The organism is Steroidobacter sp., from assembly GCF_036402275.1.
Taxonomy (GTDB): Bacteria; Pseudomonadota; Gammaproteobacteria; order Steroidobacterales; family Steroidobacteraceae; genus Steroidobacter.
The window spans coordinates 226,433-239,458 of record NZ_DASWTF010000051.1; the positions used below are offsets into that span (position 1 = coordinate 226,433).

Here is a 13,026-nt window from a genome sequence, read left to right on the forward strand (position 1 = left end):
GGTCGACATATTCAGCGCCTGCGCAGACGCGCGTCCGCGGAGAGGTTCTGCAGCTGCTCGTTGTAGGCGCGCGCAAAGTCTTCGCCGAACAGCAGTTGGAAATGAACTTCGCGGTCGCGGTCGATTTCATCGAAGCGTTCGCGATACAGCTCCCAGAATTTGCCGCGGCCGCTCAGGCCGAGCAGCGCGCTTCGCCGCAGCTTGCGTTCGTACACTTCTTCCAGATGCGTCGGATGGAACTTCGCGAGCATCGCGTTGAATGCGGCACGCACGCCGGCCAGCATGGCTGTCTGGTGAAACGCGGCGTCCTGGAACCCCTCCGTGAACGCCTCCACGGGCCCGAGATATCCGGGATTGCGTTTGACGAACAGGTTGAACAGCGCGTCCTCGGCGTTCATCGAGAACTTGAGCGGATTGTTCTCCACCGGTTTGATGGTGGTGATCGGCAAGCGGAAGTTGTTTTTCACTTCGGCGCGCGCCTTCAATACATCCATCAATCCTTGCACGGCGATGCGCAGGATGGTCCCCAACTGCTGCTGAACCGCCGGATCGACTCGCGCCGGATCCAGACCCAGCGCCGCAAGCAGATCCGCAGCTCCGCCTGCTGCAGGTTGCGCGCTCACTACCGGCGGCGGAGCGGCCGCTGGCATTGGAGCCGGTGGCGGCGGCGGCACGCTCGGCGCCGCTTGAGCCGCCGGCGCGTCGTTGAAATCCGTGGGCTCCCAGTTATCCGGAATGAGCCCGACCGCGGACGCCTCGACCACAGGCGGTGGTGACGGAGCAACCATCGGAACCGGCTGCGCCACGGGTCGTACGGAGAGGCCCGCACCGAGCGCAGCGAGCGGATCGACAGTGCCCAGCCCCACGCCGGGTGAACTCGCCGGCGTCGTATCGATGAGCTGCACGATGATCTCGAAATCGCCGATGAACAGCCGGTCGCCGTCCTGCAGCCTCACGGGCGCCGTGCGCGAAACGGGCTTGTCGGGCGCGTTGATGAACGTGCCGTTGGAGCTCGTGTCCTCGAGATAAAAACCGCCGCTCAGCCAGCGCACGCTTGCGTGGCGACTGGAGACGAAATTGTCCGGATCGGGCAGCACCCAATCGTTGCCAGTGATGCGACCGATGGTGCCGCCGCGTTCGTCGAACACTTTGTACGCGGTCGCGCCGAGCGCCGCAGCCTGAGAACTGATGATGCTCAATGCCAGCAACATGACGTCAGCCCTCAGGAGTGGGATGATCGGACAGCATGGCAGCGAAGGCCCGCGCTTCGGGAAAACCACGTAGCGTGAAGCAGCTCGCGGGCAGCGTCTGTGAGCCTTCGGTCCACCACACCGTGAGTGGCTTCAATTCGCGACTCATCTCCCGATAGGCGAACACGTTAATCGCGCGCTGCAGGGACTGCGCGGACGTTTCGCTCGAATGTTCCGTTGCGAGCAGCTCGCGCAGCCGCGCGACACTCTCGTCGAAGACGTCGATGTCCAGCGCCTCCGCTTCGAGTGCATCGAGAACCAAAGTCTCCGCGGCTTCGAACCACGCGCTCGCGCCACATGCCACATCGAGCGGGCTACGACTAGCTTCGAGTCGCGCCACGACGGTCAGCGGAAAATAACGTCCGACGCGATCCACGCTCGGAACGAGAATCCCGGCGTAGCTGTCATCGCCGCACACGCCGACATCGAGCACGAAGCGCCATACCGGACCCGTGAGATACGCATCGAGCCACGCCTCCTGCAATTGCTCCTTGCTCGCGTGCATGCACTCCTGCAGCCACGCATCCCACACTTCCACGAACGGCATCGGCACCCGCCGCTGCAGAAAATCCCCCCTGCAGGGCAGCTTGCCGTAGAAGCCGATGTCGTTTGATGTGTCCATCGCGTTCACATCGCACAACGGAATCCGGCGAGCTCGTCACGCACGAACGGGTTGCGGATGGAAGCGGCGTCGAGCACGAGCTGCATCGAGCGTCCACCCGCGGCCAAAGTCACATTGAAGCGCGTATCCGAGACGCGCTTGATCTGCGCCTGATCGAGCACTCGGAACCACGCCCACGGCCCCTGCCGCACGAGACTCGGACCGCTGCCGCCTGCGGCTTCAAAGACGACCGCGGTCTGGCCCACTGCGCCGCCCGGCCATGTCATGGAGCTGCTCTGTTGCGGACCGTGGCGATATTCGAAGCGCTGACCGTCGAGCTCGAGACTGAATCGAGTGACCGCGGAGTCGAGCACGTCAGGCGTCAGCGTGAAGCGCGCCTCGGGTGTCTGCGAGCCCGGTTTGAAATAAACATCACGAATCCGCCGCGCCTGCTGAAATTGCCGCAGCATCTCCGGCGACCCACCGATGGACGCAGCGCCCGAACGCCAGCTCCACGGTGTACGCGACACATCGACGAGCGCCGCGAGATTGTCGCGGAAGAACGTATCGAACGTGCCGTTGTAACCGAACACGCGGCCGAAGTCCTCCAAAGGCACGTCGTTGGCACTGCTGCGAACCAGTGGATAGCGCCCTTCCACCAGCTCGCGACATTCGCGCATCACCTGCTCTTCGTAACGACGCGAGAGATCGCCACGCGCCTGCCCCATCGCAATCGATTCGCTACGCGAGCCGATCTGCGCAACCATCGCGCCGATGGGCTCCGGCAATTGGCGCGCCTGCAGTTGCAGGCTCTTGAGCGCGTCTGCCTGACCGGACTTCACCACCGCATCCAAAGCACTGGTGTCACCCAGCCCCGAGCCGATCGACTGCAACTGCTTATGAGTCTGAGCGAGCGTGCCGAGGACAGCGTCTATCGGCGCCGCGCCGGGCGGACCTTGTGTGAGCCTGCGAATCGGCTCGAAATGTTTGGTCACAGCCGTGCCCGGTTCTGCCGCACCCGGCGGCGGAGCGCCGAGGACGTTGGCGAGTTGCGATGCCTTCGATGCAAGTGACGCGGCTGCTGCGCCGACCGCGCCCGGTGCGGGCGTCTCCGCCGCGGGCTTCAGCAAGTTCGTGTTCTCCGCCGCGGCGGCGAGGAAACCTTTCAACGGAGACGCTGGGCTCGACAAGATGCCGAGCTGATCCGTGAGTTCGGCCGCGCTCGCCATTGGCCGGACTTTCACATCACGTAGCACACCGTCCCACGTGCGGATGTAATCCTGCTCATACAGGTTGATCATTTCATGCAGCTGCAGGCCGCTATTGCGCGCATCGAGCAGGTTGCTGCCGAACACCCAGGCATCCGCCGCGAAGTGCTTCAACAGCTCGTACTTGCCCGTGGTGTTCACTTCCTGGAAGACGTCTCGCGTATAGAGCGCGGGCACAGGCTCCGACAGCGCGGCCCCGCTCGTCCGCATAAGCACGGTCTCCGCGCCAGGACCTGCGGCGAGGTCGAGTCGTAGCGCGCGCTTCTCATCGGCTGCGTAACTCAGCTTCAGCCGGCTGTACATCAACACTGGCAGCGACGCGGTACGCAGCGCATAGCGCGCCTGCTCGACGAGCTGCGCATCCACGTGGGCGAGCCGCATTCCGTCCTCATCCGCCAGCAACTGAGCAAAATGGTCGGCGAGACGTTCGCGCGTGCTCGTATCTTGCGGATACATACGGCGCAGCTCGATGTCGGCGAGCACGCGCAGATGATCGGCATCGCGATGCTCCGCGTCGCCGAGCATCAGATACGCCTTGAGATATTCATACAGACGATCCGGCACAGCGACGCTCGCGCGCACTTGCTCCGCGAATCGCGCGGCCATCACCGGTAACAGGACGTTATTCAGCTCGCGCAGATACGCCTCGCGCGCGGCTCCGCCCAGTGTATTGCCCTGGTACAAGCCGACACGCATGCGGAACGGCACATCGTTCTGATACTGCTCGGCCGTGTTCGTGACATTGCGCAGAGCGTCGAGCCGCGGCAGCAACGCTTCGGCCGGCAGCGACGTGGCCTCCGGTCCGAGGCGAGTCGCATCGAGGGTGGCTGCAGCGGTTCCGACCGCGCCGACATACGTCGCGTTCGCTTTGTAGCTCATCGTCAGACTGACGAGACCGAGCACCAGCACCGCGGCGCATGCGACATACGCGGCGGCCTGCACTCCGAACTTCCACAATTGCAGGCGACGATTGATGCCGGCGAGACCGGACTCCTGGAAAACGACGTTTTTGAGCAGACGCTCGATGAAGAACGCTTTGCCGCGACCCGCCGCGGCGGGCGCGACCGCGCCGCTGACGCCGAAGGTGCGCGCGATGCTGCCCAACACGCGGTCGACGGGTGTGCCTTCCTGCGTGCCGCTCGTGAAGTACACGCCGCGTAACAGGATCTGTTCTTCGAAGTCCGTGGTCGTGAACACACGACGCAACAGATCGTTCAACAACGGACCGAACGCAGCCATCTGCTGCGGAAACGCCAGAATGCCGACGCGCCGGCGCGGATCGCGCTCGCTATCGATACGCGGCAGCACACGCTGTTGCAGTCGTTCGATCAGACGCTCGAATTCTTTCTCGAACGTGGCAGGCGCCTGCCCCGCTTCGGTGACCTCGATCGGGAAGGTCGTGCCCCAGACCTGCGCGCGCGCCTCCTGCCCGAGCTCGTCGAAGAATTCGGAGAAGCCCGCGACCAGATCGCACTTCGTCACCAGGAAATACACCGGCACATCGATGCCGAGCGTGCGTCCGAGCTCGGCCAGCCGCTCGCGAATCGCGATCACGTGGCGCTCGCGCTCCTGCTCGCTCGAGGTGAGCAGATCCGATGCGCTCATCGCGACGATCACGCCATTGATCGGTTGGCGACTACGGGATTTTCGCAGCAACTGCAGGAAGGCAACCCAGCCCGCGGCATCCGCGCGCGCGTTGGAGTCCTGCGTCGTGTAGCGCCCCGCGGTGTCGAGCAGGATCGCCTTGTCGGTGAACCACCAATCGCAATGGCGAGTGCCACCGACGCCGCGCAAAGCGTCTTTGCCGAATTTCTGCGCGAGCGGGAAATCGAGACCCGAGTTGACCAGCACCGTGGTCTTGCCCGCGCCGGGCGGACCGATGATGACGTACCACGGCAGCTCGTAGAGATTCGCCGCGCCCTTCTTCTTCGACTTCTTCAGCGCGTCGATCGCTTCCTCGAAACGCTTGCGCAATTGCGCGGCGTCGCCGGCGCGCGCGGCAGCCGGATCGGCATCCTGCGCCGTCGCCCCTTGCGCCACGACTTCATCGGCGAGCTTGCTGCTCGCACGCGCGCTGCGCATGTGTTTCAACAGCAGCACGAGCGTCCACGCGATCACCACAATGAGAATCGCGACGACACGCTCCAACACGCCGTCGAGCGGCTTGAGCTCGGCGAATGCGAAGTACGGACCCGCGAACCAGATGAACGCGGCGAGCAGGATCAGCCCGACGAGGGCCAGCAAGGTACGGTTCTTGAGCAGCGCCAGCATGTCAGCCGTCCCTGCGATGAATGATTTCGACGCGCCGGTTGCGCGCCCGGTTTTCCGGCAGGTCGGCCGGCTCGAAGCGCGGCTCGAGCGCGCCTTTACCGGCAGTCTCGATGCGTCCGCCGTTATGAATGTCGCGCATCAGCAGATCGGCGACTTGCACGGCGCGCGCGCGCGACAACTCGTAGTTGTCTTTGAACCGCAGCGAGCGCAGCGGTTGATTGTCGGTATGCCCGATCACGACGATGCGGCCGGGAACCTGGTGCAATGCCGCGCCGATCTCGTGCACGAGGCTCGTGTGGCGCTGATTGACCTGAGTGCTGCCGGAAGCGAACAGATCGGGCACGGCGAGCGTGATCACCGTGCGCCCGCCGGCTTCGTCGAAGTAAATTTGCCCGCTGGAAATCTGCGCGCTCAGCAACTCGCGCAGACCGCTGGGAGCATTAGACGCGGCTGGCGCGTCGAACGATTCGAGTCCCACGCCCGCGAGCGTGGCGTTGACCGGATCCGCCTGGGCGCGCAGTTTCGAATCGAAATAAAGATAGCCGCCGAGCAGGATCACGGCGCACGCCGCGGCAACGACCCACAACGGCACGAAGCGCAGCACGGCGTTGCGCCGATCCTCGACACCTTTCCAGCGCGGCGACAGCTCCGGCTCCACGCTGTCGCGCAGCCCGCCGACACGGCGATACAAATTTTGGCGAATCTCCGTGAGGCGCGCCGCGCCTTGCGGATCCAGTCGATACTTGCCTTCGAAGCCCAGCGCAAGACACACGTACAGCAATTCCAACAACGCGAGATAGCGCTGCGGCTCGTTCGACACGCGCTCAAGAATCTGGAAGAACTTCTCGCCTCCCGACGCTTCGCGATGAAATGTCACGAGCAGCGATTGCGAAGCCCACCCGCCCTGTGCGCCCCATGGCGTGTTGAGCACGGCTTCATCGACGACGGTGCACAACGCGTAGCGTGCGGCGAGCAAGTCTTCCGGCGGGATCTGCGCGCGTCGCGCGCGCTCTTCGAACGCGCCGATTTCCTGCATGGCCTGGCGACGCAGCCCTTCCACATCGGCCGGCGCGATCTGTCCACGCAGCCGGCCCGCGAGCAGCAGTAACGGAACGGCCGCCTGCACCAGCGGATTCACCGCAACGCCCGGTAACTGCGCGATCGAATCAGCGAAAGCAGCGGGCGTCGCGAACTGTGCTGGCGGCGGTGCTGGAGGCTGCGCCGGCGGTATAGCAGGCGCGTATGCAGCCGGCTGCGGTTGAACCGACGGTTGAACGGGCGGTGGCGATTGCGGCGGAGCCGGCGTCGCGGGCTTGCGGCCCACGCCGGGGCGTGGCCTCAAAATAGTAACGTCGCGTGGCGCGAGCGGATCGTCGGGCGTGTTCTGGCTCATGCGCTCACCCTCGGATCGCCCAGAATTCCATGGTGAGATTCGGGAACTCACCCGCTTGATGGATGGCGATGCCGCCCGAGCTCTTCAGCATGCGCCACAACTCGTTGGCGCGATCGAGCTCGAAGTAAGCGAAGCCCGCGTGATACGGAATCTGGCGAGGCGCGACCGCCATCGCCTGCAGGCCGATGCCGGGCAGCTGCAGATTCACCAGGTCGCGGATCTTCTCGACGGGACCGATCTTGAGCTGCGCGGGAAAGCGCCGACGCAACTCCTCGGCCGGCATGTCCGCATTCGCCGCGAGCACGAACGCAGCGGAGTCGAACAGCGTCGGGTCCGCGACATTAGCAACGCTGATACCGAACTTCTTGTGCGCGAGAGGAATCGCGATTGCCGTCTGCTCCATGACCACGCTCAAGCAGGAGCGCAGCGCATTGATCACGGGCTCGAAGCTCGCGTTCAACGCATCGTGACGGTACGGAGGAAACTGCGGCGGACGACGCGCGGTGGCGGTCAACGTCGACAGCTCGCCCGTCATCTCGAGCAACAGCCTATACAACTCCTCGGGATGGCAGACGGCGTTCGCGGCAAGATGCGTCGCCACCGGCGCATAACGATTCACGACCTGTAGCATCAGGAAATCCGCGATCTCGGCCGCACCGCCTCGCCCCGTCGCGACGGCGCGCGCCGCAAGCGCTTCGCCGCGTTGATGCAAGAGACCCTGCAATTCAGTCAGGAAGGTCGCAAGACGCGACGCCGCGCCACTCTTCAGCACCGTCGGCATGAAACGTTCGTCGAGCACGACCTGCCCGTCCGCGCGCCGTTCCACGATATGAGCGAGCGGAATCTGCGCAAAATCCTCGCGCGGCTCGTTCTGTGACATGAGGCGAGTATTGAGCGCACCCACTGTCAGTTCCGTTGCGACCGCGGAGTCCGAAGTGATGTCGCGTGCCTCGTGATCGCGGCTGCGATAGCGCGTCAGCTCCGCGCCATTGGGCTGGCGTGTGGACTGCAGGGCGCCCGCCTTCTTCAACGGCACGGCGAGGCAGATCAGTTGATCGCGCATTTGCGCGCCGATCTCGAGCGGCGCGGGCAAGGGCTCGTTCTCCGGCATGGTGAACGGCGTGCCATCGGGAAACACGCCGCGCGCGCGGCGCAGACCGAGCTTGCCGATGGCGAGCAGATCGCGCTCGATCTCCACTTCGGTGAAGCCCCAGGAATACGCGCGCAGCCCGGCGACGCGCCCTTCCAAGTGAGTTTCCAGATAGCGCTCTTGCTGCTGGAAATGCTGGGGGCGCAGAAACAACCCTTCGGACCAGACGACGCGATTGTTTTCTGACATGACTTGGTTCTCAATCTTTGACGGACAGCGCCACGGCATCCTTGTCGAGGGTGATCGTCACGCCGTCCTTGCCGAGCAGATCCGTGAGCGTCTTCTCCGGTGCTCGCGTCACCGCGCGCCACTGCGCAGCGCGGATGTCACGATAGGCCGCGAGCACCCCGAGATAGCGCGTCTGCGCATTCAAAGGAATTTCCAGCTCGCGCGTCTCGCCCGGCGTGAGCACATACTCCTCGCGCGAGACCAGGCTCTCGCCGAGGACTTCTTTTTCTTTCGAGTACAGGTCGAAGAACTCGGCGCCCGTGAACGCGCCATCCGTACGCAACTGGAACAGGCGCACGACGATCGGCGAAGAGCGCCCGGACGAATCGGGATTCACCTCGCCGCTCGCGACGAGGCGTGCGCGCGCAGGCTCAGGCTTGGGTGGCTTCGAGGCGCAGGCGGCGAGCAGGCACGCGGCGAGCAGCAGGAGGACTTTCTTCATTTCCCTGCTCCTCAACGCCCGCGCTTCAGCACTGCAAGCTGTTGCTCGTAGGCCCGCGCGAACTCCTCACCGAACAGCCGTCGGAATGTTTCATCGCGGTCGGCCGCCATCTCTTTGTAGCGCTCCGAATACATCTCCCAATGCTTCGCGCCGGCGCCGAACAAGCCGCGCCGACCACCCTGCCTGGAGAAAACTTCTTCGAGCTGCTCGGGATCGAAGCGGCTCATCAGGTGATCGAAGCCGGCGCGCACACCGACCAGCATAGCGAGCTGATGAAAGCGCACGTCGCTGAACGCGTCGTCGAAGGCTTCCTTGGGCGGCAGGTATGCTGAATTGCGCCGGCCGAACAAGTTCGCGAGCGCGTCCTCGGCATTCGCGGCGAACTTGAGCGGATTGTTCTCCGACACTTTGACCTGCGTCACGGGCATGCGAAACTCGGTCTTGATTTCCGAGCGTGCGCGTAACACTTCGATCAGCCCTTGCACGACGCTGCGCATGATCTGGCCGAGCACGGCCGATGTGTCCGCGGGAACTGTCGCGGGATTCACGCCCGCCGCGAGCAGGAATGCATTCCAGTCGAGTCCGCCGGCATCGCCTTGAGCAGCCGGTGCAGGCGGCACGGGCGCGGGACGTGCGGGCGCGGGCGCGACCGGACGTGCGCTCGCCGCGGGGGGCGGTGGAGGCGGAGGCGGCGTGGGTTGCAGCTTCGATTTATTGAACGACGTCTTATCCCAATCTTCCGGAATCGCCTGCGAGGCGCCCGGCGCCCCGAACGGCGCGATGGGTGTCGGCGAGAAGTGATCGGACAGCGAAGAGGAATGATTCCACGACTGTTCCGGCACGCGCAGCGCAGGCGTTGAAACGGTGCCGCCGCCCATCAATTGTTTGAGCGGATCGAGATCTTCCGCCGCACCTGGCAGATCGATCAGCGACGCGGGCGAACGCGGGTTCACCCTGCTCGTTTGCGTGACCGGCGGCAACTCGGTGCGGGCCGAGGGCGCGGCGGATTCCACGGGCGGCGCCGCCGAGGTCGTCACGACGAGCTCAAATTCGTCGATGAACACCGTGTCGCCGTTCTTGAGGGGATACGGCTCGTTGCGCGGCAGGACCAGCTCCGGATTGTTGACGGCGATGCCGTTGGTGCCCACGCCTTCGATAAAAAACACGCCGTTGATGAAACGCACCGTGGCGTGATGACGGTGCACGCCCACGCCCGCCAACACCATCTGATTCTCGGGGGCGCGACCGATCTTTCCGCCGTCGACGGAAAATACTTTGCGACGCGCGCCACCGAGCGCGGCGGCATTGGCGCCGATGACTTCGAGTGTCAGATACATGTCCGAGCAGCCCGTACCTGGGCCTGTGTCTGTGAGTCCGTGAGGAGCATTCTTCTTAGCCTCCGATCAGCACGGTGGGGCACCCGCCCACGATCACGCCGCCGTGCGCCGTCGAATCGCCCATGCGCGCGGCCGGCTTACCTTGAATCAGCACGGTCGCCGAGCCCATCAAAATGACGTCCGGCGGACCGACACACACGCACTGATTGCCGAGCGTCGCGGCCGGCAGATTGCCGATCAGTACGGTTGGCGCGCCGGGCGGCAGAATCGGACCGCCGACGTGCGGAACCGGCCCCGTCGTCATCGGGCAGGTATGCATGTCACTCACGCGCGCAGCGGGCTTCATGCGGTCCCTCCACCAGTTTCAGAACCGGATCTTGCAACGGCGGGTCCGAAGATCTGTATCGCTCGCGTCACGAAACCGTTGATTGCGCCCGCGTAGTCGGGACCACGAGCGGCCGTGAGCCGCAAGGCCGCGATGGCAGCCTCGGCCGGCAGATGATCTGGAGGCGCGACCGTGTCGTAGCCACGCGGCAGCAGACTGCCGCCGGTCCAACCGGCGCTCGCGGCGATCCACGCGCCGGGCGTGCCGAACTCGCCGCGCTCGGCGAAGTCGAGGGCCGCTCGACGATGGTCTTCGGTCGGCTCCGAGAGCCACTGCTGAGCAAGCGCCAGTCCGGCTCGATCGATGTCGCTCGCGTCACGATCGTTGGCCAGCGCGGTCTTGAAACAGTCGCACGCCCAGGCGACCACATAACGTTTCGGCAGCACACGCGCGACCAGCGCGAGCGCATCCGCGGGCAGGCCGGATCCAACGAGTTGGTCGAGATAGCGACGCACGTTGGCCCGAGCGTCCAACTTGAGCAGCGCCCGCGCGTCGTCGCTCAACGTGAACCGTTGCGCGACGCTGGCGGCGGACACCTCGGTGGTGGGATCGAAAGCTGCGACCATGCTGTCCTTCATATCTGTATCAGCCGATCTTGGTGATCGTGCCCTTGAGGGAAGCCGCGCCACTGGAGGTCAGGTCGAGCATGCCCGAGCCCTGCACCGCCGTTTTGGCGCCCTTGACATCGACCTGCTGGCCGGAAATCGCGGTCTGCGTGCCATCGATGTCGACCTTGCTGTTGCCCTTGATCTTCACCGTCGAGCCGCTGATCTCGATGTTGCCGTCGCTCTTCATCACGATCTTGGCCATGCCGACTTCGAGCGTGATCTGGTCGCCGGCCTTGAGCGTGTACTTGTTCTTGACGTCGGATGAATCGTTCGCCTCGATCGTCGTGACGCGGTCCTTGGTGACCTTGTGGGTCTCCTGACCCTTGATGGTCGTCTCGACGTTGCGGCCGACGGTCAGCTTGTCGTCGTTGTGGATGGTGGTGGTGCGATCGCCCTTGTCGGCCTTTTCGACGCCGACGGTGAGGGTCTGATCGTTCTCCACCACCACTTTCATGTTCTTTTCGGCGTGGATGTAGATTTCTTCCGAGCCCTTCTTGTCCTCGAAGCGGATCTCGTTGAAATTGTCGGTGGTGCCGTCCTTGCTGCTGCGGCTCTTCACGCCGCTCTGGGTCGGATTGGTCGGCAGCTCGTACGGCGGCATCTGGTCGGCGTTGTAGACGCTGCCGATGATCAACGGATGATCCGGGTCGCCTTCCAGGAACGAAACGACCACTTCCTGACCGATGCGCGGGATGTACTGCACGCCCCAGTTCTTGCCGGCCCACGACTGCGCCACGCGCACCCAGCAGGAGCTGTCCTCGTTGGACGTGCCCGCGCGGTCCCAGTGGAACTGCACTTTCACGCGCCCATACTTGTCGGTGGTGATCTCCTCGCCCGAGACGCCGACTACTTTCGCCGTCTGCGTGCCCTGAATGAGCGGCTTCGGCGTGACACGCGCCGGCCGGAACGGCTCACGCGCGTCGATGGCTTCGATGCTGATCGAGAACTGCGGCGCCTCGCCGCCCCCCGATCCGGTGCGCGCGCCGTCCGAAACCAGCTCGCACGTCGTCGACGTGATCAGATACTTCTTGTTGAGATCGGCGCGCGGATAACCCTCGAGCGTAAACAGGCGGCCGGCAGCCAGGCCCACCGCGTCGCCGCTGCTGCGAGCCACGCTCTGCGAGACCTGTATCTGTTCCGCACGCACTTTCGCCACGCGCTCGACACCCGCGGCCGTGAGTTTGTTCGCGCCCGCCGGATACTCGAAGACTTCGAAGCGCGAGGCGTCGCTCCTGCGCGCGACGGGCGAGACCCCGCCTGCCAACGATGCGGGTGTCTCGAAGTTGTATTCGCGTGCCGCGAACGCGGCCGGCTGGAACGATTTCGTGGTGACCCACGAGTTCAAATGATCGCGCGCACGTTGCACGCTCGGTCCCGCCGGCGGGTAATACGGCACTTTCTCGTAGCCGCTCACCGTTTCGAGCTTGCCCACGTCGTCGGTCAGCACCATCACGTGCCGATCGCTGGAATGCTCGAAGTAGTAGTAGATGCCTTCGTGCTCGAGCAGCCGGCTCAGGAAGTCGAAATCGCTCTCGCGATACTGGACGCGGTACTCCCACGGCTCATAACGGCCGCTCAGGGCGAGCTTGTGGTCGTTGAAACCGGCCTGGCGGCAAACGTCGGCGAAAATATCCGGCGTCGATTTGTTTTGCAGGATCCGATAGTCGACCCGGCGCGTGAGCAGCCAGAAAGCCGGGCGCACGATGGCGTGGTATTCGTGGCGCCGCTCGTTGTAGCCCGTGTGCGCGAACTCGGTGACGACGCCGTGGAAATAGCGCGATTGCGCCGCGCCGGTCTTCATGGTGATGCAGACCGGCTTGCCGAGAATGCCGTCTGGATCGGCCGCGCCCGTCGTGGCTGCGCCTTCCATGCTGCACAGGTAGAGGTCGAACTGAAACGGTTGGCTGATCCGCTCGTGGGCGGTCAGCCAGGTGAGCATGAGCCCCTGCATGTCGCCGGGGGCGGTCATGCTCACGGAACGATTCTGCTGGTAGTCCGCCATGGATCCTTATTCCTCGCGCACGACGACGCACGCCGGCACACCGCCGGCGCCTTTCAAGCGCAGTCGTCTTGTTTGAATCGAACCGGGTGGA

The 13,026-nt window shown here is 64.5% G+C and carries 10 protein-coding genes; all 10 read right to left on the reverse strand.

Features of this window, described 5'->3' with window-relative positions; genetic code table 11:
* Positions 1-11: 11 nt before the first annotated feature.
* From tagH (VGD45_RS30405) to VGD45_RS30450, 10 genes are read right to left on the reverse strand one after another with little or no spacing between them, the layout of a single operon-like run.
* Positions 12-1,211, reverse strand: coding sequence for a type VI secretion system-associated FHA domain protein TagH (tagH, locus tag VGD45_RS30405; protein WP_331159164.1), 1,200 nt, complete (start codon positions 1,209-1,211; stop codon positions 12-14).
* 4 nt (positions 1,212-1,215) lie between these two features.
* Entirely contained in the window at positions 1,216-1,872 is a 657-nt protein-coding gene (gene tagF, locus VGD45_RS30410; protein ID WP_331159165.1) for a type VI secretion system-associated protein TagF, read from the reverse strand.
* 5 nt (positions 1,873-1,877) lie between these two features.
* Positions 1,878-5,390 (reverse strand): type VI secretion system membrane subunit TssM, encoded by a 3,513-nt coding sequence (gene tssM, locus VGD45_RS30415; protein ID WP_331159166.1) that lies wholly within the window; start codon positions 5,388-5,390, stop codon positions 1,878-1,880.
* Between the two features lies 1 nt (position 5,391).
* On the reverse strand, positions 5,392-6,783 hold the full coding sequence (gene icmH / locus VGD45_RS30420; protein WP_331159167.1) for a type IVB secretion system protein IcmH/DotU: 1,392 nt from the start codon (positions 6,781-6,783) through the stop codon (positions 5,392-5,394).
* Positions 6,784-6,787: 4 nt separating this feature from the next.
* Entirely contained in the window at positions 6,788-8,122 is a 1,335-nt protein-coding gene (gene tssK / locus VGD45_RS30425) for a type VI secretion system baseplate subunit TssK (RefSeq protein WP_331159168.1), read from the reverse strand.
* Between the two features lie 10 nt (positions 8,123-8,132).
* Entirely contained in the window at positions 8,133-8,603 is a 471-nt protein-coding gene (gene tssJ / locus VGD45_RS30430; protein ID WP_331159169.1) for a type VI secretion system lipoprotein TssJ, read from the reverse strand.
* Positions 8,604-8,614: 11 nt separating this feature from the next.
* A complete protein-coding gene (gene tagH / locus VGD45_RS30435) occupies positions 8,615-9,940 on the reverse strand; it encodes a type VI secretion system-associated FHA domain protein TagH (protein ID WP_331159170.1) in 1,326 nt (441 codons plus the stop codon).
* Positions 9,941-9,995: 55 nt separating this feature from the next.
* Positions 9,996-10,286 (reverse strand): PAAR domain-containing protein, encoded by a 291-nt coding sequence (locus VGD45_RS30440; protein WP_331159171.1) that lies wholly within the window; start codon positions 10,284-10,286, stop codon positions 9,996-9,998.
* Positions 10,283-10,891 (reverse strand): DUF6931 family protein, encoded by a 609-nt coding sequence (locus VGD45_RS30445; RefSeq protein WP_331159172.1) that lies wholly within the window; start codon positions 10,889-10,891, stop codon positions 10,283-10,285. Before VGD45_RS30445 ends, VGD45_RS30440 begins: the two co-directional genes overlap by 4 nt.
* Before the next feature lie 19 nt (positions 10,892-10,910).
* On the reverse strand, positions 10,911-12,935 hold the full coding sequence (locus VGD45_RS30450) for a type VI secretion system Vgr family protein (protein WP_331159173.1): 2,025 nt from the start codon (positions 12,933-12,935) through the stop codon (positions 10,911-10,913).
* Positions 12,936-13,026: the final 91 nt, after the last annotated feature.